The 22,684-nt window shown below is 49.7% G+C and carries 17 protein-coding genes and 1 tRNA gene; 11 read left to right on the top strand and 7 right to left on the bottom strand.

Annotated features, from left to right (window positions below; genetic code table 11):
- The first annotated feature begins 141 nt into the window (after window positions 1-141).
- From HER31_RS12330 to HER31_RS12345, 4 genes are all read left to right on the top strand, one after another.
- Window positions 142-729, top strand: coding sequence for a response regulator transcription factor (locus HER31_RS12330; protein ID WP_168660870.1), 588 nt, complete (start codon window positions 142-144; stop codon window positions 727-729).
- A gap of 612 nt (window positions 730-1,341) precedes the next feature.
- Complete coding sequence (locus tag HER31_RS12335; protein WP_168660871.1) at window positions 1,342-1,752, top strand: cytochrome c3 family protein; 411 nt, start codon at window positions 1,342-1,344, stop codon at window positions 1,750-1,752.
- A 17-nt stretch (window positions 1,753-1,769) separates the two neighbouring features.
- Window positions 1,770-2,999 (top strand): oxidoreductase, encoded by a 1,230-nt coding sequence (locus tag HER31_RS12340; RefSeq protein ID WP_168660872.1) that lies wholly within the window; start codon window positions 1,770-1,772, stop codon window positions 2,997-2,999.
- Between the two features lie 166 nt (window positions 3,000-3,165).
- On the top strand, window positions 3,166-4,065 hold the full coding sequence (locus HER31_RS12345) for a LysR family transcriptional regulator (protein ID WP_168660873.1): 900 nt from the start codon (window positions 3,166-3,168) through the stop codon (window positions 4,063-4,065).
- A gap of 442 nt (window positions 4,066-4,507) precedes the next feature.
- Here the strand turns inward: HER31_RS12345 and HER31_RS12350 are convergent.
- Window positions 4,508-4,584, bottom strand: a tRNA-Trp gene (locus HER31_RS12350).
- Window positions 4,585-5,123: 539 nt separating this feature from the next.
- On the opposite strand from HER31_RS12350, the gene HER31_RS12355 reads away from it, so the two are divergent.
- Together HER31_RS12355 and HER31_RS12360 are read left to right on the top strand one after the other, a co-directional pair.
- Window positions 5,124-5,906 (top strand): threonine/serine exporter family protein, encoded by a 783-nt coding sequence (locus tag HER31_RS12355; protein ID WP_202983556.1) that lies wholly within the window; start codon window positions 5,124-5,126, stop codon window positions 5,904-5,906.
- Window positions 5,903-6,367, top strand: coding sequence for a threonine/serine exporter family protein (locus HER31_RS12360; protein ID WP_168660874.1), 465 nt, complete (start codon window positions 5,903-5,905; stop codon window positions 6,365-6,367). The genes HER31_RS12355 and HER31_RS12360 overlap by 4 nt, the downstream gene beginning before the upstream one ends.
- A 127-nt stretch (window positions 6,368-6,494) precedes the next feature.
- Here HER31_RS12360 and tyrS read toward each other — a convergent pair whose 3' ends face one another.
- Complete coding sequence (tyrS, locus tag HER31_RS12365; protein WP_168660875.1) at window positions 6,495-7,682, bottom strand: tyrosine--tRNA ligase; 1,188 nt, start codon at window positions 7,680-7,682, stop codon at window positions 6,495-6,497.
- A gap of 166 nt (window positions 7,683-7,848) precedes the next feature.
- Here tyrS and HER31_RS12370 point away from each other — a divergent pair, with 166 nt between their 5' ends.
- The 3 genes from HER31_RS12370 to HER31_RS12380 all read left to right on the top strand — a co-directional run bounded on the left by HER31_RS12370 (window position 7,849) and on the right by HER31_RS12380 (window position 13,418).
- Entirely contained in the window at window positions 7,849-9,156 is a 1,308-nt protein-coding gene (locus HER31_RS12370; RefSeq protein ID WP_168660876.1) for a peptidoglycan DD-metalloendopeptidase family protein, read from the top strand.
- Window positions 9,153-10,256, top strand: coding sequence for an anhydro-N-acetylmuramic acid kinase (locus HER31_RS12375; protein WP_168660877.1), 1,104 nt, complete (start codon window positions 9,153-9,155; stop codon window positions 10,254-10,256). Before HER31_RS12370 ends, HER31_RS12375 begins: the two co-directional genes overlap by 4 nt.
- Before the next feature lie 252 nt (window positions 10,257-10,508).
- Window positions 10,509-13,418 carry a DUF748 domain-containing protein gene (locus HER31_RS12380; protein WP_168660878.1) on the top strand — a complete coding sequence of 970 codons (2,910 nt, stop codon included), beginning with the start codon at window positions 10,509-10,511 and terminating at the stop codon, window positions 13,416-13,418.
- Between the two features lie 292 nt (window positions 13,419-13,710).
- On the opposite strand, the gene HER31_RS12385 is transcribed toward HER31_RS12380, so the two are convergent.
- The gene (locus HER31_RS12385; protein WP_168660879.1) at window positions 13,711-14,088 is read right to left on the bottom strand and encodes a hypothetical protein; all 378 of its coding nucleotides are present in this window, start codon (window positions 14,086-14,088) and stop codon (window positions 13,711-13,713) included.
- Window positions 14,089-14,389: 301 nt separating this feature from the next.
- Here HER31_RS12385 and HER31_RS12390 point away from each other — a divergent pair, with 301 nt between their 5' ends.
- The gene (locus HER31_RS12390) at window positions 14,390-15,682 is read left to right on the top strand and encodes an SLC13 family permease (RefSeq protein WP_168660880.1); all 1,293 of its coding nucleotides are present in this window, start codon (window positions 14,390-14,392) and stop codon (window positions 15,680-15,682) included.
- A gap of 17 nt (window positions 15,683-15,699) precedes the next feature.
- On the opposite strand, the gene HER31_RS12395 is transcribed toward HER31_RS12390, so the two are convergent.
- The gene (locus tag HER31_RS12395; RefSeq protein WP_168660881.1) at window positions 15,700-16,590 is read right to left on the bottom strand and encodes a LysR family transcriptional regulator; all 891 of its coding nucleotides are present in this window, start codon (window positions 16,588-16,590) and stop codon (window positions 15,700-15,702) included.
- Between the two features lie 374 nt (window positions 16,591-16,964).
- Window positions 16,965-18,779 carry a flavocytochrome c gene (locus HER31_RS12400; RefSeq protein WP_238786820.1) on the bottom strand — a complete coding sequence of 605 codons (1,815 nt, stop codon included), beginning with the start codon at window positions 18,777-18,779 and terminating at the stop codon, window positions 16,965-16,967.
- Window positions 18,780-19,110: 331 nt separating this feature from the next.
- On the opposite strand from HER31_RS12400, the gene HER31_RS12405 reads away from it, so the two are divergent.
- Window positions 19,111-20,403 (top strand): OprD family outer membrane porin, encoded by a 1,293-nt coding sequence (locus HER31_RS12405; protein WP_238786821.1) that lies wholly within the window; start codon window positions 19,111-19,113, stop codon window positions 20,401-20,403.
- A gap of 98 nt (window positions 20,404-20,501) precedes the next feature.
- On the opposite strand, the gene HER31_RS12410 is transcribed toward HER31_RS12405, so the two are convergent.
- Together HER31_RS12410 and HER31_RS12415 are read right to left on the bottom strand one after the other, a co-directional pair.
- Entirely contained in the window at window positions 20,502-21,647 is a 1,146-nt protein-coding gene (locus tag HER31_RS12410) for an iron-containing alcohol dehydrogenase (RefSeq protein ID WP_168660882.1), read from the bottom strand.
- A gap of 707 nt (window positions 21,648-22,354) precedes the next feature.
- On the bottom strand, window positions 22,355-22,594 hold the full coding sequence (locus tag HER31_RS12415) for a hypothetical protein (RefSeq protein ID WP_168660883.1): 240 nt from the start codon (window positions 22,592-22,594) through the stop codon (window positions 22,355-22,357).
- Between the last annotated feature and the right edge of the window lie 90 nt (window positions 22,595-22,684).

Below are 22,684 nucleotides of genomic sequence, written 5' to 3' on the forward strand. Positions count from 1 at the left end.
TGTATGCGGTTGTTCCGTTTGCCGCTGTTATTCGTTCAGCGCGCTATAACCAATGACATTGCCACATCTTGTGATTTTATTCATGGAACTTCCGATTTATAACCCCTTAAACTGGTACAACGGTATTTTTAAGGATTCGTTATGACTGAGCCACTACAGGTTATTTTGGTTGACGACGACCCAGCGGTTTTAAACTCGCTGGAGTTCATGCTAACGAGTTATCAACTCGCGGTAACACCATACCTAAGTGGGGCCGACTTTTTAGCCCAAACTGATCTATCCCAACCTGGCTGTGTGGTTCTTGATAGCCGCATGCCGGGGATGACAGGGCAGCAATTGCATCAGCAAATGATTGAGGTCAACAGCCCCCTAAGTGTGGTTTTCCTAACCGGCCACGGCGATGTGCCGATGGCCGTGGAGGCTTTTAAACAGGGAGCTTGTGACTTTTTCCAGAAACCGGTTGCTGGCAAAGTATTATACGACGCCGTTGTCACAGCCCACGCTGCCAGCGTAACCCGCCACCAAAGCCAATGCGACCAACGCAAGTTAGCGGCGTTAACCGAGCGTGAACAACAGATATTAGCGCGGGTGCTACAAAACCAAACCAATAAGCAGATGGCGGCCGAGCTATTTGTCTCCGTGCGGACTATTGAAGTACAGCGCGCTACCATGATGCGTAAATTAGAAGCCGAGAATCTACTGGATCTGTATCGCCTCAGTAAATGCTAAACGCAAGCACAACAGCGATTAAGCCTTAACCCTCTATTTACTCGGTGTCCTTACCATTGCAACTGTTGCTGGTTTAACTGAATGTGAGTAACTCAGACTAACAGGGGCGGCATTGCCCAGCTGGGTATAATGTCATCGTCACTGCTGTGGCTCGAATTAGCTTGTCATAGCCTAAAAGTGTTTACCTTTTCCCTGAGCGGATTACCGATATGGTAGTCTCATTCGGCATCATCATTAACTCTTATCTCGCCGCGATAAATTAACTTATGTGGAACGCCACTGCAGCTCAAAAATCATTATCTAACGTTATCAAAATTATAATTACGACCCAGCAATCATTTATTTTCAAAGATTAATTTTATAAACCAGCGCACCTACTCAAAATAAACCAAACTAAAATCGAAAAACTTTCACTTTAACTTCATTTAAGCTTAGCTGGATGTACTTTCTTAGCATTAAATTAGACCTATTCCACACCCTAGCCAATGCTGTGACCATGGGTTTAAAAAGGACCACCCTTGTCATGCGCGCAAACCAGCCTTGCGGCAGTTGCATTGATGCCCTTCAGACGGAGTGATGAAATAACTGCGACTTCAAAAAAGAGAAAGTTCAATGAAACTTAAATTAATTATCGCCTCGATAATGGTGACGACGTTATCGGTGCCAGCCTTAGCCGACCCATATGATCGTCAATACCCGAAGATTATTATGTCAATGCATCAAACCGACAAAGCCGTCGACTTTGATCATCAAGCTCACCTTAATGTCGACTGTAGCCAATGCCATCATCCGCAAATAAATGAGGTCGAAAGTTTTACCCCATATAAATGTTCCAGCTGTCACTCAACTAAGGGTGAAGATAAAGCTAAATCAAACGCTTATTTCAAGATCATTCACAGTAAAAAAGCCAAAGATAATGATCCGGCCCAGCGTTGTTTAGCCTGCCACCAGCAAGAACAACAACAGCGTGATGATAATGAAGTAAGTCTAACCAACTGCACGAACAGCAGCTGCCACAAGTAATACTTAATTCAGAGGTAATGATGAGTATCGATCGCCGCACAATGATGAAAATTATGGGCTTGGCAGCAACTACGCCAAGTGCAGTATCCTTTAATGCAGCAGCGTCTTCTGACTCTGGGCGCAAGCTGTTTGAACCAGTAAAGATTGGCAGCCTTGAGTTAAAGAACCGGATTATCCGTTCTGCACAATCACAGTACCGCGCCACCGCTGATGGTAACCCAACCGAAGACCTTAAACGCGTTCACCGTGAATTAGCTGAGGGTGGGGTTGGCCTGATCATCACCGGTCTCACTTACATCCTAAAGGAGGACCAATATGGTCATACTGGTACCGGCCTGTATGACGATAGCCAAATTGAGATGTACCGAGAGCTGGTGAAAAACACCCATGATCACGGCAGCAAAATCGCAGTTCAGCTAGCGATGGTGGGCCCGCAAAGTGACTACCGTACCGATCACCGGAGCGTCTACGGTGTATCCGAGGTACCGCACCCGATCTACGGTACCGTAGCCAACAAAGTGATGACCAAACAGGACATCCAATACGCTATCGAGTCCTTTGCCGCTGCTGCGGTTCGCGCGCAAAAAGCCAACTTTGACGGTATCGAACTGCACTTTGCCCACAACTATCTGGTCAGCCAATTCCTATTCCCTTACTACAACACCCGTACCGATGAATATGGCGGCCCTATCGAGAATCGCGCTCGGTTTGGCTTTGAGATCATCGAAGCCGTCCGCAAAGCTGTGGGACCAGAGTTCCCTATCTTGGCCAAAGTACACGGTCGTGATTACCTTGGCAGTCTCGCCGGCGGCAATACTAAAGAGGAAAACCTCTACTTTATTAAGGGCCTGAAAGAGCGGGGTATTACCGCTGTCGACATCAGTGGCGGCAATAAAGTGATGGGAATGGGCGAGTTCCACCCAGACATTCAGGACGAACAGGATCAGTCCTACTTTGCTAAAGACGCCAAATACATCAGTGACAACCTCGACTTGCCATTGATTGTTACCGGCGGTAACCGCACCCCTAAGCTGCTGGAACAGCAATTAGCCGAGATTGATCAGCTGCAAGCCTTTGGTTTTGGCCGTACCTTACTGTCCGAACCTGATCTGGCCAACAAGTGGGCTAAGGATCCAACCCAGCGACCGCGCTGCTTAGCCTGCAACTGGTGTATCGCTAATTACGGCAAGCAAAAGTCTCAGTGCGTGCTCAATGCTTCCCGCGCTTATGTGCCAGGAAAAGCATAGCTGCGCCCGTTTTGAAGCGAAACGGCTAACCACCAGACATGCAGAGCTCTATAATGGATAGGGTACAAGGCTCCACATCAACTTAGGTTACTTCTTCTAACCTTCCGCAACACGGCAGGCCACATCAGCCTGACCTGCCGTTTGATTTCACTCAGAAGGTAACGAGTTGAAAGACAACATTACGCTCGATGAACTAAAAACTCTGATCCACTTACATGAGTCGGGCTCTATCAGCAAGGCCTCCGAATCCATTGGTGTTATGCCCTCGACCATCAGTCGCAGCCTGTCGCGCCTGGAAGAGAAGCTCAATGCGTCATTACTGGTCAGAACATCAAGGCGGATTGAGTTTACTGCCGAAGGGTGCAAGCTACTCACGCACGCCAAAACTATCGTCGCTTCAGTTAACAATATCGAAACGGAGTTTAATACCGAGTCCTCAGATCCAATTGGCACTCTGCGTATCAATGGCGCTTCACCGGTACTTATCCATCTGATCAGCCCCATTTTGAAGTTGTACCAACAACGCTACCCAGAGGTGCGGATTGAACTCTACAACAACGAAGAGATCGTCGACCTAATTGAGCATAGGGCAGACATTGCGATTCGAGTCGGCCCAGTCACCGCTCCAACTTTTACGGTAGAACGCCTCGGTACCAGCCGGCGACGGATCCTAGCTAGTCCCGCCTACCTGCAAAGCAACGGCTTCCCGCAATCTACGGAGCAGTTGAGTCAACACACACTAATCGGGCTGGAGGGGCCGCCAGCACTAAATACTTGGCCACTCAGAGCAGCGAACGGCAAGCTAGTTAAAATCGAACCGAAGATCACCGCTTCCAGCGGTGAAGTGTTGCGTCAATTGACGCTCTCCGGCACCGGTATCGCCTGCCTGAGCGATTTTATCAGTAAGTCAGATCGCGGCAGCGGCAAGCTGGTGGAACTGTTTAGCCAACAACTTGAGCTCGACCAAAGAGAGATCACTGCAGTGTATTACCAAGGCAAGAATGTACCTGCAAAGATCACCACGTTTATTGAGTTTCTAAAAAACGAACTGCCCAAACAGCTGTAACCGTGTTGGGCGGCAGCACACTAGCGCCGCGCACCTGCACCAAGGCTTATTCTTCTAACTACGATTGCAGCTTAAAACCATAAAGGGTCCGCTAGGCTCCTTGGTTAGGCTGCGTTGTGGTTCGAGCGATAAGCCGCTACCGAATACGGTACTTTAAGGCTGTGTACCAACTAAGTGTTGCTCTTCCAATACTGTTAAAGCACCGGCTAGGCGTGTTGCAATACAAGGGCAAAGCACTACCGCCGTTGTGCTTCTGCCGCATTGGAGCAGTTCAGCAAAGCGTGTGGGACTGCGACCTAAGGCAAGGGGGATTCCAAAGGCGGCGAAGCTCCCCCCTAATGCATACAAGAATGTGCTGTCGCCACCGCTTCAAATCGGCTAGGTTTTCATAAATTGCAGACACAAAAAAGCCCGCACACTGTGCGGGCTCTTTCGTAAAATATGGCAGGGGTAGAGAGATTCGAACTCCCAACACCCGGATTTGGAATCCGGTGCTCTACCAATTGGAGCTATACCCCTTCGAACGCTAGAAGATTATAAGGATACCCCTTCAAAGGTAAAGCGCTTTCTTGTCTAGCGCGAACCAAGTGGGCACATTAGCAGCAATTCGCACTAAATAAGGCTGTGTAGCAACTAACTGTTGTGCTTCCAATACTGTTAAAGCACCGGCTAGGGCAGCTCCGATACAAGGGGTAAAGCACTGCCGTCGTTGGTCTTCTGCCACATTGGGGCAGTCCAGCGAAGCGTTTTGGGCTGCGACCTAAGGCAAAGGGGGCCTAGCGCCCCCCCTAATGCATACAAGAATGTGCCATCGCCACCGCGACACCCTCCCCTAAAGCAGCGCAATCGCTACAGCCGAAGGCCTGATATAAATCTCAACAGTTAACTGTGACACAGCCCGGAATAAACGCCATTCCAATCGTCGTGCTGTTAACCAATGCGCGTATTTGAAGTTAACCGAGCTATCAACAATAACCATTATTTATCAGTTTGATGGTTAATCGTGTACCGCCACAAGATAGCTGATACAGTTTGGTTGACGTTAAAGAGGCCCCACCGTGACCAGCAAACTAACCGAGTCTGATCAACGCGCCCTATCTCGCCTTTGTATTCAATCAGGGCAGATGCTGCTACAGCATGGCGCAGAAAGCACCCTAGTGGTGGATTTAACCCGACGCTTGGGCTTGGCCCTCGGTATCGAGGAGATCGAGGTGTCCCTCTCTCCCAACAGCATATCAGTCACTACCATCACCGATCGCCACTGCATTACTACCGTACGCCAATGCCCTGATCACGGCATCAATATGCATGTCATTACCAAGATCCAACACCTTGTGGTTATGACAGAGCATCAGGTGTTGGACACATATGCAGCCGCAGCACGATTACAGAAGATCACCGCCAAACGCTACAACCGGTGGTTGGTGTTAGTAATGGTAGGCCTTTCTTGTGCAGCATTTAGCCGCTTAGCCGGTGGTGACTTCGCCGTCTTTGCGATGACATTTATCGCTACCTGCTGCGGTATGCTGGTACGGCAAGAACTGGCCCATCGTCACTTCAACCCATTGCTAAACTTCGGCGCGACCGCCTTTGTAACCACTTCAGCATCGGTGCCAGGGTTTTATTTTGAGATTGGCAACAACCCTTCGTTAATCATGGCTTCAGCGGTATTGATGTTAGTGCCCGGCTTCCCGCTGATTAATGCGGCGTCCGATATGGTCAAAGGCCACATCAACATCGGTGTTTCCCGCTGGGTAATGGCATCGCTGTTAACGTTGGCGACCTGTATGGGCATAGTTCTCGCCATTAACTTATTTCAATTGTGGCCTTGGATGCGATGAATCTCCTACTCACCATTATTCACCATGCCTTCTTCGCTATGATCCCCGCAGTGGGCTTTGGCTTACTGTTCAATGTTCCGCTAAAGGCATTGAAATATTGTGCTGCCGGTGGCGCTATCGGTGTGGTTTGTCGTTACTTATTGCTAGAGCAAGGGGTTTCAATCGAACTAGCGACACTGCTTGCCACCAGTGTGGTTGGTTTTCTCGGCGTCTATTGGTCACAACGCTTTTTAGCTCACCCAAAGGTATTCACGGTCGCCGCAGTGATCCCAATGCTACCTGGAGTCTTTGCCTTTAGATCGATGATTGCGCTGGTGCAGATGAATCAACTCGGCTATAGCCCTGAGTTACTAGCTAATCTAGTGGATAACCTATTAAAGGCGGTGTTCATTGTTGGTGGCTTAGCAATTGGCCTCGCCCTGCCCGGCTTGCTGTTCTATCGACGCCGCAGCGTTATCTAATCAAGCCAGCCTAGTTGGGCACTTCTTTGCTATCAGGAGATAAAAAATCGGCGCAACCTTATGGGCTGCGCCGATCTCTATTTCAGCTGCACGTCACTCCTTCTCGGGTGCCGTTGCTACAACGTAATTAGCCGATGGTAATGCGAGCAAACTTACGCTTACCGATTTGGTAAACCGCGGTACCAGCAGCAGGTACCAGCTTAGCGTCTTCAACTTTTTCGCCGTCGATCTTAACTGCACCTTGCTTAATCATTCGCATCGCTTCTGAGGTGGTTTTCACCAGCTCAGCTTCTTTCAACAAATTAGCGATAGGCAAGCCAGCATCAAAGCTCAGCTCTGGCATCTCATCAGGGATCTGGTTTTTGGAAAAGCGTTGCGTGAACTCGTTATGAGCGCCTTCAGCAGCGGCTTCATCATGGAAACGAGCGATGATCTCTTTAGCCAAATCGATCTTGGCATCGCGCGGGTTCGCACCGGCTTCAATCTTGGCTTTCAGTGCTTCGATATGCTCCAGTGGCTTGAACGACAGCAACTCGTAGTAGTCCCACATCTGCTCATCAGAGATAGACATGATCTTGCCGAACATCTCGCTTGGTGCATCTGCCACACCGATGTAGTTGTTAGCAGACTTAGACATCTTCTTAACGCCATCCAGACCAACCAGCAGCGGCATGGTAATCACCACTTGACGCTCTTGGCCTGCAGCTTTTTGCAGTTCACGGCCCATCAGTAAGTTGAACTTCTGATCAGTACCACCGAGCTCGATGTCCGCTTCAAGTGCTACTGAATCGTGGCCCTGCAGCAGTGGGTACATAAACTCGTGAATCGCAATAGCACGGCCATCAGCGTAACGCTTCTTAAAGTCGTCACGTTCCAGCATACGAGCCACGGTTTGTTGTGATGCCAACCGCAGCATGCCCTCAGCGCCAAGATCACCCAACCAGCTCGAGTTAAACTCGATGCGAGTTTTTGTTGGATCCAAGATTTTGTATACCTGAGTTTTGTAGGTTTCAGCGTTAGCCAGCACCTGCTCTTTGGTTAGCGGCGGGCGAGTGGTGTTCTTGCCACTTGGATCGCCAACCATACCGGTGAAATCACCAATCAAGAAGATCACTTCGTGCCCCAGTTCCTGAAACTGGCGCAACTTATTCAGGATAACCGTGTGGCCCAGATGGATATCAGGGGCGGTCGGATCGGCACCCAGTTTTACTTTCAGTGGGCGACCCAATTTCAGCTTGGCCACCAACTCCTCTTCCACTAAAATTTCATCGGTTCCACGACGAATTTCAGCTAAGGCCTTATCCAAATCAGTCATTCACTGTCTCCACACGGTTTGATTCTGTCTGCAAAAGCGATAATGTTACTGATTAGCCCTGATAAAGCAAAGAGCGGCATGGCAACAAGCGGCAATTACAGCGGTAAAAAGACCCAGTTTGCTGTTTTTGTGACGCCACACTCGCCCAACACCATTAAAAAGATTTATGACCGAAGCCGTTACCCGAATTAAATCTGCAATTGTGCAGCTACCAACGCGCCACAAAGCGGCAATTGCTGCATTAACTGCCCTGATGGCGGTTATTGGTTTGCTGCCGAGCCCGGCGTCATTGGCGCAGAGCCAAACCGAGTCGATCCCAAGCGCACAAAGGCTGCCGTTAACCATAGCGCCTATGGCGGTTTCTGCCGCTCCCCAAGCACCGATTCAATGGCGCGACTTTACCGTAAAAAATGGTGACAGCATGGCGTTGCTGTTTAACCGCGCGGGGCTGTCAGCCAAAACCCTGCATCAAATTACTCAACTGCCGCAGGCGAGCAAACAACTGACCCGGATTAAACCGGGGCAAACCATCTCCATCGCCTTTGAGGGCGAACAGCTCGCCCAGCTTCGCTACCAGCTTGCCGCTAATAGCACCTTGCTGGTTACCGCCAGCGACCAAGGCTTTACTGAGCAGCTGGAACAACTAGAGGTTGAACAACGGGAGCAGTATGCCGCTGCCGAGATTAAATCCAACTTCTGGAACGCAGCCGTGGAAGCGGGGCTGACCCCCAACACCATTATGCAATTGGCCGGCTTGTTTGGTTGGGACATCGATTTCGCCCTCGACATTCGTCAAGGCGATAGTTTCTCAGTGTTATGGGAAAATAATTACATCGATGGCCAATACGTCAATGAAGGTAAGATCTTAGTGGCTGAGTTTGTCAACCAAGGGGAAACCTTCCGCGCCATTCGTCATAGTGACGGCAACTACTACAGCGACAATGGCAGCGCTATGAAGAAGGCGTTCTTGCGGGCACCGGTGCAGTTTAATTATGTCTCGAGCAACTTTAACCCGCGACGCCTGCACCCTGTTACCGGCCGAGTCAGAGCCCACAACGGCACCGATTACGTAGCACCACGCGGCACCCCCATTATGGCCGCCGGTGATGGCGTGGTTACACATTCCACTTATAACAACCTTAATGGCAACTATGTGTTCATTAAGCACTCTAATACCTATGTCACTAAGTACCTGCACCTATCGAAGCGCTTAGTGAAAAAGGGCCAGCGAGTGAAGCAGGGGCAGTCGATCGGCAAGTTAGGCAGCACCGGGCGGGTTACCGGCGCGCACCTGCACTATGAGTTTTTGGTCAATGGTGTGCATCGCAACCCACGCACGGTCAAGCTGCCACAGTCGAAATCACTATCGGGCAAAGAGAAACAAACCTTTTTGGCCAACGCCAGTAATCTGCTTGAGCAACTTAACCACCGGCAATCATTTTTACTGGCAAGTCGCGGGAACCAACAATTATGACTTACCTAATTGGCTTGATGTCCGGTACCTCGATGGATGGAGTTGATGCAGCCTTGGTGCAGTTTGATGATCACGGCCAGCCAACTCTTCTTGAGCAACATACGCTGGAGTTACCGGCACCGCTGTTGATCGAACTACACAGGCTGTGTCGTCCCGGCAATGACGAAATTGATCGGCTGGGCCGCGCCGATCGCGCTTTAGCGCAAGTGTTTGCCGAAGCCTGCCACAACCTACTGGCCAAAACCAAACTTAACGCCAGCGACATCAGCGCCATTGGCAGCCACGGCCAAACCGTGCGCCATATGCCTGACGGCCACCACGCATTTACCTTACAACTGGGCTGCCCGAACACGCTAGCGGCGCTGACCGGCATTGATGTCATCGCGGACTTCCGCCGTAAAGACATCGCCTTAGGCGGCCAAGGTGCACCGTTGGTGCCAGCGTTCCACCAAGCGTTATTTCGAAGTAATGCCGACCGCGCTATCGTTAATATCGGCGGAATCAGCAACATTACTTGGCTTCCCAGTGATGGCAGTGAGGTATTGGGTTACGACACCGGCCCCGGCAATACCTTAATGGACGCTTGGTGTCGCGATCATCTCAACTGCAGCTACGATAAGGACGGCGCTCTGGCTGCCAGCGGTCTAGTTAACGATGCGCTGTTAGAGCGACTACTGAGCCACCCTTACTTCAGTCAACCAGCACCGAAAAGCACAGGCCGTGAGTTGTTTAACTCAGTGTGGCTGCAGGGCCACCTACACAGCCTACCGGCAATGGCAGATAACGATATTCTCGCTACGCTATTGGCGACCACTGTTATCAGCATTTGCGATTGCATCAGCCATCACAGTAATCACACTGAGGTTTACCTATGTGGTGGTGGCGCATTTAATGCCGAGTTGGTACGGCAGATGCGTCAGCGCTTACCCCACAGCAATGTGCGCAGCACCGAGGCGTTGGGCCTTGACCCGCAATGGGTCGAATCCACGGCGTTTGCATGGCTGGCGTACCGCCATATTAATGGTCTCAGTGGTAATCTGCCTGCGGTGACTGGTGCCAGCCGCGAGGCTATCCTTGGCGGCTTTTACCCCTCGGGCTAGAGCCAGCGAAGATTCCATATTTAGGGGGAAGTTTCTCTCCCCCCTTCACCCTCCGCAACCGAACTGGCAACACCACGTCCCGTTAGCGCCGGACAGAAATGCCACGCTTTAACCGCCATCACCGCAACAATCATTACCCTAATGAAATTTCAATTGTCACTGCCTTTAGTGACAAAAGCGGTGTTTTCATTCTGGTTACATTACGGCGGGTAGCGCTACAATAGAAACATAGCCATCAGAAAGGAATTAATCGTGTTAAAACAGTGGTGGGAAAAGGCGTGGGTACGCCGCGTTAGTTACGCCTTGATCGCTTTGGCGCTCTATTGCTTAACCTTGGGTTGGGGATTGCCATCATTGGCAGAACGCCAGTTGCCCAAATGGATAGCCCAGAACACCAACGGCTCCTTAAGTATTGCAAATATCAGCTTCAACCCGCTAACGTGGGAGTTAAAGGTCGACCAGGTCGCCCTTAATGATGAGGCCAGCATTCAAGTCGTTGCTCTGGAGCAAGGCGTCGTTAATATCGAACCATGGCGATCGCTATTTACACTGTCTGGCACTTTTAGCGAGATCACCCTATACGAACCGGCACTGGATTTAGTTAACCGTGACGCCAGCCTTAACATTAGCGATATTTTCGCTCCGCTAAGCAGCGATACTCCGGCGCTAGAACCGGAAGCTGAACCACAACAAGAAGCACAGCCAATACCGCTAACCATCGACCGTTTTGCACTCCAGCGAGGTGCGGTTAGTTACCAAGTCGATGACCATAAGCCGCTTAAGTTCGAACAACTTAGCCTAGCTGGAGAACAACTCGATTTCGCCCACGATGGCAACAAGATTGCATTGGCACTGGTTGGCCCAGGCGGCGGTGAATTGGACCTTAAGCTCGACAGCCAACTTACCCCGCTAAACGTGCAAGCCGAGCTAGCACTGCGTAAGGTACAGCTGCAGCCATTTTGGCAATTCCTGCAATTGCCGTTGGCGTTTGATCTTGACCAAGGGGCGTTAGCGCTTACCACCCAGATCAGTGTGACCGAACAAGGCAACGGGATCTCCGCGCACATCAGCAATAGCAATGTTGATATCACCCAAGTGGCCTTAAGTCACCAACAACAACCACTGCTCAGCATTGATAGCCTCAATGTCAGTGAGCTCGAGCTGCGCTGGCCGGAACAACAGTTGGCAATTGCTGGGGTTACCTTACAAGGTGGCCATGGCCACGCCCAACTGGATCAAGACGGTCTCAATTGGGCAACCCTATTCCAACCCATCGACAACGGCGATGACAATGCTGCCCCCGCGACAACAGATGAGCCTACTGAACCGAGCGAACCATGGGTTGTTACCCTTGATAAAGCCGCCATCGAGCAGTGGCAGTTTAACCTGACAGACACCACCCCTGAGACCGCCGTACAGTGGCAAGTATTGCTTAACAGCTTTAGCGCTGCGCCGCTTGGTAGCGATCTGAGCAAGCCCATCGCCTTGGCACTGGCAACCACCATCAATGAGCAAGGTCGCTTCGATTTTTCCGGCAATTTACAACCTGATGCACTGACCCTTGATGCCCAGCTAGCATTGCAACAGTTCAACTTGCTCGACACCATTCCCTATTGGCAACAGCAGGTGGCGATTAAACTACTCTCTGGCCAAGCGGGTTTCGACGGGACATTACAGCTCAAGGGGACGGAACCGTTAGACGTTAGTTTTGATGGTCGCACTGAGATCAGCAACTTTGTTACTCAAGACCCAAATGGCCAACGAGATCTCCTCAAGTGGAAATCCTTTGCGTTGGAACAGCTAAGTGTCGCCACCGCCCCGATGGCAATCTCAATTGATACCGTTAAAGCGGTCGCGCCTTATGCTCGTATCATCATTGATGAGGACGGCAGCACCAACCTCAGCCAGCTATCGAGCAACGATAGTGCCGCCCAAACCGATGACGCTGTCGTTGAAACTGCGCAAACTGATGTGGCTACTAATGAACCAGCCGCTGAGTCAACGGCACTGCCGCTGCAATTGGAGATCGGTCAGGTGGTGATTACCCAAGGCAGTGCCTTCTTCGCTGACAACTCCTTAACACCGAAATTTGCCACCGGTATCGAACAGATTGAGGGGCGCATTGGCACCCTAAGTACCGACTTTGACAAACCAGCTGAGGTCGACATTGCCGGTAAAGTCGACCGTTATGCACCGATGAGCTTGCAAGGCGAACTGCAACCGTTTGGTGCTGACCGTGAGCTCGACTTAGCCCTCAATTTCGACAACATCGAACTAACCTCGCTTAACCCGTACTCGGGCACCTACGCCGGCTACTTCATTGATCAAGGCCAACTCAATTTAGCCCTCAATTATCAAATGGAAGGCAATAAGCTGAACGGCAACAACAAGGTAGTTCTTAATCAGCTCAAGCTTGGCCAGCGCAGTGAATCTGAACAAGCCACTAGCCTGCCGGTTTCTTTAGCGCTCGCGTTAATGCAAGACAGCAACGGCGTCATCGATCTTGAGCTCGATATCAGCGGCGAGGTTGATGATCCCTCATTCGCCGTTGGTCCTTTAGTGATGAAGGCATTAACCAATGTCATCACTAAAGCGGTTACCGCGCCATTTTCACTGTTAGGTAGTTTGCTGGAAGGCGATCCACCGGCGCAGTTTGTGCAGTTTGCCGCAGGTGAGATTGAGGTAACAGAACAGGCCCAAGCGGATCTAAAACGCCTTAGCAAAGCGCTCGAACAGCGGCCAGGGTTGAACCTAGCGCTGCTTGGTTCTATCTCGCCCAATGCCGATAAACGGGCGTTGGCGGAACGCCGCCTTAGTGAGCAACTTGGTTTCGAGGTTAGTGACTTAAGCAGCGACAGCGATTGGCAACGCCTAGTTCGGTTGGCACAGACTCAATTAGGAAAAGAGACGGTGACAGTGCTGCAACAACAGCAACCGGAACCGGCGCAATGGCAACCACTGCTATTGGAGAAAATGGTTGAGGCACAAGCGGTATCCGATGAGGCGTTATCAAAACTGGCACTGAATCGTGCCGCCAACACCAAACAGGTGCTGGTTGAAGTGGTTGGCTTGCCTCCTGAACGGGTGTTTGTCCGAGAAAGCCGAGTTAACCTCGATACCCGTGGCAGCCGCGTTAATCTGGAACTGAGTGCCGGTAGCTAAATCGAGCGGCAATACACTGCCATCAAAAAAAAGCCGCTCAATGAGCGGCTTTTTTAGGCTGTGTAGCAACTAAGTGTTGTTCTTCCCAATGCTGTTAAAGCACCGACTAGGCGAGTTTTGATACAAGGGGGATTCCAAAGGGGGCAGAACTCCCCCTAATGCATACAAGAATGTGCCGTCGCCACCGCGACATAGCCCCTTAAGAATACTGCCATCGGTACAGCCGAAGGCTTAAGATAAACTTCAACAGCTAACTACGACACAGCCTTTTAGCGCGACACAGGCAACGCCCTTATTCAGCGTAGCTGCCATCCCAGTCACCGTAGTTGGCATCGCCAGCTAAGATGGTGGTGGCTACTTCACCCAATTGCGCCTTGATAACGCCTTGGATCTTAGCAATCACTTCGTCCTGAGACTCCTGCGCAGTGTAGAAGCTTACTGCTACGTGGTACTTCTTGCTGAAGAAAGCGATAAACAGATCCCAACCTTCAGTGCCTTGCAGTTCAGTTAAGGCGTCGTCCAGATCATCGAACTTCTCAATGTCTGCTTCGAAGCGAAACTCAACACAGGTTTCAGCGTAAGCGCCAATACCGTATTTTTTCTGATGGCGGGCTTTATGGTGAGACTTAAGCTCAGGTTTTGCCAATAGCGGCACTGCGGTCACAGACATGTTGGTACCTTTTGAGTTCACGCTCCAACAGAGCGTCAATGGTAAGCGTTTGCCAATAGCAAACAGATGGATGGAGGGTAAGACAGCACTCCCAAAGACGCAACTAAATCAGCGTATTTTCCCCAGCTCTGCGAGCGATAAGTCACCCCATACAATATGTTGTCATGGCTTTAGGTGGATTTGAGATGAATTGTGACCCGCTACCAACTTTAGTACCAAGTTAGCGCTAACGGGCTTGTCGGTCATTTTTGACTGGAATCAATTTGGTACACTATTTCCATCATATCTTGTCGGGTTATTTATGCGCCATTGGTTGTTGTTCTTGCTGTTATTACTCCCATGCAGCTTATGGTTTCCGTCGCTGGCATTACCGCAGCAGGGCCTAGCGCTGTTTGGTCTAGCTGGTGTGCTTTGGACTACCCATATTCTACCGGAACAACACAGTGCATTACTCATCCCCGTTATCGCCCTCACGCAGGGGTTGTTACCTACTGAAGCATTACTTGAAATCGCTTTAGCCCCTATTATGGCGGTGTTTGTATTTGGGTTTGCCTTTGCAGCGCTAAGCCGCCACCAAGGCTTAGACCGAGTGATTCTGGCCACCATTGCTCAGCGTTCTAACGGCAGCGAGCGTCGCGCCTGCTTCATTCTATTTTGTTGCACTTTTGCGATATCGATGTGGACCAGCAACGTCGTAACCGCGGCATTAATACTGCCGCTGGCGCTGATGATGACCGAGAATAAATCACTGAATTATCGTTATTTTATCTGTATTTGCATCGCCTACAGTGCCACCATCGGCGGCATGGCTACTCAAGTAGGAAGCTCAACCAGCTTTATCGCCAGCAACCTCATAGGAATCGATTTTATCGGTTGGATGCAATGGGCAATGCCAATTTCATTGTTGTTGTGGCTGTTGAGCATCGGCCTAACTAGCCAGTACTTTAAGCCGGAGTTTGGCAACGATTTATCGCTACCTAAATTGGCGATCGAACCGCAACAAAAGTTATCGTTATTGATCGTCTGCACCACCTTAACCACCTTCGTCTTCACCGCCATTTTCTGGCGCGAAGGCAAAGCTTATTGGGGGCTGATCCCATTAGTGGGCGTACTGTTGATGATGGCCTTTAAACTGCTGTCACTAAAGTTGTTTTTTCAGTCGGTCAAATATCGAGTACTGCTTATATTTGTCAGTGCGATTACCCTCGGTACCGTGCTGCATAACAGCGGTGGTGGCCAATTAATGGTGGATGCCATTATGCCAACGTTGACGCAGCTACCGCTGCCATTGCAGCTTGGCTTGGTGTTGTTGTTTGCCGCCATTGTTACCGAGCTAATGAGCAATGTCGCCTGCGCGTCTTTAATGGCGCCGTTACTGTCACTACTACTGTTGCCCCAAGGGGCAACCGAAGAGCAGTTGGCGTTATTGGTCGGAATGGGGTGTTCGTTCGCGTTTGTACTATCGACCGGAACGCCATCCAATAGCCTAGTTGTTAATATGGCATCGATCCCAACCAAGGTACTGGCCAACATTGGCTGGAAGGTAAAGTTAAGCTTGGTTACGCTGTTGTGGGCAATCTTACTGCTGCATTAACGTCACCACAGATAAGGCTATTTAGCTAACTCAATGCCACAGTGTTCAATAAAGCGTTGCGCTAGCGGAGTAAGCCGTTCCGATTTATAGATGAGGTAAATTGAGCGCTTTTCAGAGCCTGCTCCCGGAGCGATAACTTCACGAAGATCACCACGTTCCAGCTCAGCATCAACCGCCAGTAACGGCAGTACGCTCAAACCAAGACCAGTTCCTACTGCACGCTTTATGGCGCCCATGGTGTTCATCACCATCTCGTCCTGTACGGTCACGCCCAACTCTTTTAACAGATGCAGTGCTTCAATACGACTGGCGGCTTCCTCTTCATCCAGAACCCAAGTTGCCGCAGAGAGATCTTCAATCGAAGCGGTACGCTTAGCTAACTTATGCTCTGGGCTAGCGACCACGCAGAGGCGATCGCTCAGCCACGGTTGTGACTCAATGCCAATAGAAGTTGGCCGCGCACTGATGAAGGCGAGATCTAACTCATTATCTACTACCATCTGTTCAATCGTACTGGAAGTACCGATCTTAAGACGAGTGTTGATTGCCGGATTATAACGTTTGAAATAGGGAAGCTGCTTGGAGATAACATAGTTGCCGCAGGTCTTATTGGCGCCAATATTTAAGGTACCACCCTCGCCTGTTGCTTGGTCCTGGAAGCGCTGTTTAAGCTCTGAAACCTGCCCTAAAATTGTGTTGGCGTAGGTTAATGCAACCTGCCCAGACTCATTCAACACTACTCCGGAGGCACTACGTACAAATAACTTGGCCTCTAATGAGGACTCAAGCTCCTTTAAGCTCATGCTTACCGCAGGCACGGACTGATGTAAATGTTTCGCTGCTTTCGAGATCTGTCCATGCTCACAAATCGCTTTTAGCACCGCTAACTGTTTTAGGGTAATTCGCATTACTACTCCTCACTGCTGGAGTCGACAGTGTAATGAAAGAGCAGATGAGTTAACAATTTAAAGTAAAAAAAGGCTGTGTACCAACTAACTGTTGTTCTTTCCAAGGCTGTTAAAGCACTGGCTAGGCGAGTCGCGATACACAGGATAAAGCACTACCGCTATTGATCTTCTGCCGCATTGGAGCAGTTCAGCGAAGCGTTTTGGACTGCGACCTAAGGCAAGGGGGATTCCAAAGGGGGCGAAGCTCCCCCCTAAAGCACCGAAATCGATGAAGCCGAAGGCTTAAGATAAACTTCAACAGCTAACTAAGGCAGCGCCAAAAAAAACGGAGCCTTAACAGGCTCCGTTTTACAGAGTGATGAAATAGTTAGCCGTTATTTTTTCTCTTTAGCGAACTTAGCTGCGTTCTCACCAGCGATGCGGCCGAATACCACAGTATCAGCGATAGCGTTGCCGCCCAGACGGTTGTAACCGTGAACACCACCAGTTACTTCACCGGCTGCGTACAGGCCATCCATCTTCCAGCTTTGCAGGTTCAATACGTTGGCATCAGTATCTACTGCTACGCCGCCCATTACGTGGTGGATACCAGGCTGAACTCGTACCGCGTAGTATGGCGGTTTGCTCAGGTTAAGAGGCATGTCTTCACGACCGAAGGCATCATCTTTGCCATTAGCTTGGTACTGGTTGTAGTCAGTGGCAGTTTTAACAAGGTCTTTCATGCCGGTGATTTCGGCCAGACCTTTGATGGTATCGGACTTGCTCAGCATGCCCAGGTGGTCGTAACCACGTACCATTTTCTTCTTCTCAACCAACTGCTCGTCGAATACCAACCAAGCCCATTGAGCTTCAGTTTTCAAAATTGCATCGGAAGCACGGTCGCGAGTAGTTAACTCGTTAATGAAGCGCTGACCGTCGGTGTTCACCATGATGGCACCAACACCACGAACGGTTTCAGAAACCAAGATACGGCTATCTTTACCAATGGTAGGGTGTGCTTGTACCCAATCGATGTCGGTCATGGACGCGCCAATCTCTTTCGCTAGGGTGATACCATCGCCCGTCGCAGTAACGTTGTTAGAGCTTGTCATGTCAGCAAAGGTTGGACGATAGTAAGCAATCATCTCTTTGTTCATGCCGTAACCACCGGTAGCCAAAACGACAGAGTCAGCGGCGATCATGTTGTAACCACTGTGACGGCCGTGAACGACTACGCCTGCAATAGACTTGTCATCATTCAGCACAATCTTCTCAACCCGAGAGTTTACGCGAACTGGAATGTCACGCTGTTCAGCAGCTTTACGCAGCGTATCGATGATGTGTGGACCAACAGAGTGGCCGCCCGAAGGACGGTGGGTACGCTCTACCCGAGCACCACCAGAACGCTTTAAGTCATCCATGTTAGCGCCGAGATCTTCCAGCCACTTGACTGCGTCGGCAGAACGTTCAGACAGGATCTGCACCAGCTTAGGATCGTTCTGGTAGCGACCGCCTTTCATGGCGTCTTCTGCGTACCATTCAACAGAGTCTTCGATACCTTTGGCTTTCTGCTGTGGTGTACCAACGGCGTTGATACCGCCAGCAGCCAACATCGAGTTACCACCGGTGTATTCGTTCTTTTCGAACAACACAACGTTGGCGCCAGCTTCTTTAGCGGAGATGGCAGCATTAAAACCAGCAGAACCACCACCAACAACGATTACGTCCACAGTTTCAACTGGGCCTTTATCGATAGCTTTTTGAATCTTTTTCTGGTTCCAATCACCGTTCCATGCTTTCTTCTCTTTGCTGTCAGCAAACGGCATTTCCATGTCATCGAAAGAGTGACAACGGTTACAAGTCAGCTCTGGCTTAGAGTGGCCAACGTGACAAGAAGTACAGTTGATTTCACCCAGGTGAGAAGTGTGTGGGTCGAACTCCAACTCATCGTTGGCTAGCTCTTGGTAACTGCCATGACAATCTTGACACTGAGCGTTCTCATGGGTCTGACTATCAGTCAGGTTAGCCTTGATATCCTTGATTTTTTCACCAACGTGACAGGAATCACAGCCACCCATTTCAGCATGGAATTTTGCCAGTGCTTGACCAGATTCTGCTTGTACTGGAGCCGTTAGGGACAGGCCTAATACTACCGCTGCAGAAAGCGTTGCTAATTTCAGTTTCATCATCTCACCTTGGAGTATTTTCATTTTCTGACTACCACTTTAGCAGTAGATGGAGAATATACAATTTGATCCGCGTCATATTAAAAATAGGGAGCAACATCAACATTCTTAAACCCCATTAAATGTTTCTTAACTACGTAAAGACGCAAAAAAGGAATCTCGAAAAATTATCACCTTAGCTCTCTAAGTTTATGAGGTTTATTGTGGTTACTTTATTACAATCAAACCAAAGTTAACTATAGTTAACCCTGATTAAAAAAAGCTTAAGCTGGTAATTTAAAGTTGTGACCAATATCTACATAGCACAAAATCGCTCGCCTATATTTAGTAATGAAGAATAAAACAATATGGATATATGATGATGTTAAATAGCACTTTTAAGCTGTCTCCGATATTGCTGGCTGTTGCAGCTCAATTGGCAATGTCCGCTAATGCCACTGCGATTGAGGGCATAACCGCGGCCGATAAGCTTGCTCTAAAATCTCGCACGGTTTACTTCGATCGAGACTATGAAAAGCGTAGCTCGAACGACAGTACCTTGGCTCAGGGCCTCGAACTAAATTACCAATCTGGTGAAATTTCTGACTTTTTCACCGTTGGTGCTTCCTTCTATGGCGTGGCCAACATCAAGTCTAGCGGCAGCGCTGGTGGTAACATTCTTCCTAGTGGCAGTCACGCTGGCGATGTTCGTGGTGGCTTTGGTAAAGTTGGTCAAGCCTACATTGGTTTGTCCCTAGTTGAAGACAGCAACATCACTTTGGGCTACCAAAAAACCAAAACCATGTTATTGGCAAGCTCTGGCAGCCGTGCTATTCCCAGCACTTTCCGCGGCATAACCGGCAATTATCAGTGGCAGTCATTTAAGGTTTACGGTTATGTATTTGATGAATGGAGTCGCCGTGGTGATGACGAATGGGAATCATTCGAAACGGTTAATGGTGATGACATTGATTATGTCTGGGGATTTGGAACTACCTTTAAACAAGGTAAATGGCAAGCCGATGCTGAATATTTAAACTCCGACAATTATTTAGCTAAATACGGCATTCGCGGGAGTTATTCGGACAAGTTAGCAGGCGGTAAAATAAAGTTATCCGCAGGTATCTTTTTCTCTGAAGATGATGGCAGTGCATTTAAAGCGGGAAGTGATAAAAACCTAGATAATATAGACAGTAATGATGGTCAGGTTTACTACCTTGATGCCAACTGGAATTATCAAATGTTAACTTTTGGTGTTGCTTTTGCCCAAGTTGACGAAATTTGGATTGAAGACAATTTCGCTGGCGATCATGGTACTAACCCACTGCCAACCCGTGCCCCAATCGGCCCAGATTTAACCAATGCCGAAGAAACCATTTGGCAAGGCCGTGTTGGTTTTGACTTCGCTGGGATTGTCGATGGCCTAACCATCAATATGACCTACACCGAAGGTAAAGACGCAGAGAATGCCAAGTTAGGCGCCGCCGGTGGCACTGCTGATGAAGACTACTGGGCCATCGATACTCGCTATAACGTTGCGGCAGTGAAGGGCTTAAAGCTACGTTGGTTATACGCCGACTACAACTCTGACGAGACTGGCTCTGTTGGTGGCGTTAAAGACGACGAGAAAGACCACCGCGTATACGTTGACTACAGCTACAAGTTTTAACCAAACCACGGAAACAACAACGGCGTACTAAAGAGTACGCCGTTTTTTATTACGCTCGCGCTGGCTCGTATCGCTGCCGCGCCATTGGCTAACGTGGTTTAACGCGCTAACTCAAGCATCTGCGCCAACTCAGTAGGCCCAACGTCACCATGCTCACTCATGCCTTCACGACCGTGCTCAGCTAGGCTGGCTAACACTTTAACGATGGCATCATCACCCAACTCAACGTCAGCCAATGTGGTTGGCACTTCCATCTGCTTAAAGAATGCTACAACGGCCTCAATGGTGGCATCAATGCGCTCATCACGGCTACCGCTGTTGATATCGAATACTCGCTCCCCCAACTGTACGATCTTGTCGCCCTTTTGGTCACGGCGTTGCTTCATAACAGCTGGCAACATAATGGTTAGGCTGCGGCCGTGATCGACGCCGTAATGACCAGTTAGCTCATGACCTATCATGTGAGTAGTCCAATCTTGCGGTACACCAGCGCCAATCAAACCGTTTAAGGCCATGGTGGCCGCCCACATAACGTTACTGCGTACTTCCATGTCATCTGGATTGGTTAGGGCTTTAGGCCCCTCTTCCACCAACGTTAGCAGTAAACCTTCACTAAATCGGTCTTGCACCTTGGCGTTGTGATTCACCGTCAGGTATTGCTCAATCACGTGGACAAAGGCATCGACCACACCATTACTCACTTGGCGCGGGGATAAACTCAGGGTGGTTTGGGGATCAAGTACCGCGAACGCAGGTCGCACCCGTGGGTCAAAAAATGCCAGCTTGCTGTTACCACGAGAAACGACTGAGGCCGGGTTGGACTCCGAGCCAGTGGCAGGCAAGGTCAATACACAGCCGATCGGCATTACCGTTGGTGTTGAGGCACCTTTGGCGAGGATATCCCACGGATCACCTTGGAACGCTACCGCAGCGGAGACGAACTTACTGCCATCTACTACCGAGCCACCGCCAACAGCGAGAAGGTAGTCGTAACCCTCAGCGCGAATAAGCTCTACCGCTTTCATTAGCGTATCGTACTGAGGATTGGCTTCGATTCCACCAAACTCACCCCACTGATGATCAGCCAGCGCTGCGGTTACCTGATCGTATACGCCGTTGTTTTTAATCGACCCACCACCAAACAGCACCAAGACTTTCTTGTCTTTCGGGATATCGTTACCGACTTGCTTGATCTGACCTTCGCCAAAATGGACGCGAGTGCTGTTTTCAAAAGTGAACTTCATCTTAATGATCCTTGCTTCGATATATTGGTATACCCAACGATGACGACAGCTTACGCTGGCACGAGCCACAACGCCATGTTGTGCCCGTATCGAGTTATCCGCGCAGGCAGGTTGCCACCACTGCTAAAATAACCGCAACAGAGGCTTTAGGATCGCAGGTTAATTCCAAGCAATACCGTGGATGCGAGATAGCATTTCAAAAGGCTGTGTACCAATTAACTGTTGTTCTTTCCAATGCTGTTAAAGCACCGGCTAGGTGAGTCCCAATACTAGGGGCAAAGCACTACCGCCGTTGTTCTTCTGCTGCATTGGAGCAGTCCAGCGAAGTGCTGTGGACTGCGACCTAAGGCAAAGGACGATTGTAAGGGACGATTCCAAAGGGGGCGAAGCTCCCCCCTAATGCATACAAGAATGTGCCGTCGTCACCGCAACACCCTCGCCTAAAGCACCGCCATCAGTGAAGCCGAAGGCTTAAGATAAACCTCAATAGCTAACTACAACACAGCCTTTCAAAACGCTTAGTTAAAGGGCGTAGCAATGCAGCGATAGTTCAAGGATATTAGTGCCTTATGTACTTATCTCTGGACACCAATCCACTGGTGCTTTAACCGTATAGAAAAGCTCAATAATTACTTGGCACGGCGCCCTTAAAAAGACAAAAAGCGCTGCAGCGCAGCGCTTAAGTCTACCGGTTCGACCACCCAAATCTATTTTAGGTTTTCGTCGAATACGCGCACTGCGGCGTCGGTCAAATCAAAGTTATCGCGAATATAATTAAGGGTCGCCATTTCAACACCAGTGATCCCTTGGCCGTCATTAGCACTGTTAATCAGATCGACAGCCTCATCACGAGACAGCCGCCCTTCACCACGACCGGTGGTATGTGCTTTAGCCATATCAATCAGTTCTTTTTCAAGCCGTACACCGTCAATTTGAACGTATGCCATGCTAACTCTCCTCAGGTTTTCAGCGTAATAACTTACATAGCCAATGGTAGGCGAGATAAGCAGCTTTGCCTAAAATACAACCAAATTTAA

The sequence above is a fragment of the Ferrimonas lipolytica genome (assembly GCF_012295575.1).
Taxonomy (GTDB): domain Bacteria; phylum Pseudomonadota; class Gammaproteobacteria; order Enterobacterales; family Shewanellaceae; genus Ferrimonas; species Ferrimonas lipolytica.

Coding starts and splice junctions, on each gene's coding strand:
- HER31_RS12340 (WP_168660872.1), top strand. CDS start 1,770: ATGATGAGTATCGATCGCCGCACAATGATGAAAATTATGGGCTTGGCA.
- HER31_RS12400 (WP_238786820.1), bottom strand. CDS start 18,779: ATGAAAATACTCCAAGGTGAGATGATGAAACTGAAATTAGCAACGCTT.
- HER31_RS12395 (WP_168660881.1), bottom strand. CDS start 16,590: ATGCGAATTACCCTAAAACAGTTAGCGGTGCTAAAAGCGATTTGTGAG.
- HER31_RS12370 (WP_168660876.1), top strand. CDS start 7,849: ATGACCGAAGCCGTTACCCGAATTAAATCTGCAATTGTGCAGCTACCA.
- HER31_RS12360 (WP_168660874.1), top strand. CDS start 5,903: ATGAATCTCCTACTCACCATTATTCACCATGCCTTCTTCGCTATGATC.
- HER31_RS12385 (WP_168660879.1), bottom strand. CDS start 14,088: ATGTCTGTGACCGCAGTGCCGCTATTGGCAAAACCTGAGCTTAAGTCT.
- HER31_RS12415 (WP_168660883.1), bottom strand. CDS start 22,594: ATGGCATACGTTCAAATTGACGGTGTACGGCTTGAAAAAGAACTGATT.
- HER31_RS12375 (WP_168660877.1), top strand. CDS start 9,153: ATGACTTACCTAATTGGCTTGATGTCCGGTACCTCGATGGATGGAGTT.
- HER31_RS12335 (WP_168660871.1), top strand. CDS start 1,342: ATGAAACTTAAATTAATTATCGCCTCGATAATGGTGACGACGTTATCG.
- HER31_RS12390 (WP_168660880.1), top strand. CDS start 14,390: ATGCGCCATTGGTTGTTGTTCTTGCTGTTATTACTCCCATGCAGCTTA.
- HER31_RS12410 (WP_168660882.1), bottom strand. CDS start 21,647: ATGAAGTTCACTTTTGAAAACAGCACTCGCGTCCATTTTGGCGAAGGT.
- HER31_RS12330 (WP_168660870.1), top strand. CDS start 142: ATGACTGAGCCACTACAGGTTATTTTGGTTGACGACGACCCAGCGGTT.
- tyrS (WP_168660875.1), bottom strand. CDS start 7,682: ATGACTGATTTGGATAAGGCCTTAGCTGAAATTCGTCGTGGAACCGAT.
- HER31_RS12405 (WP_238786821.1), top strand. CDS start 19,111: ATGATGATGTTAAATAGCACTTTTAAGCTGTCTCCGATATTGCTGGCT.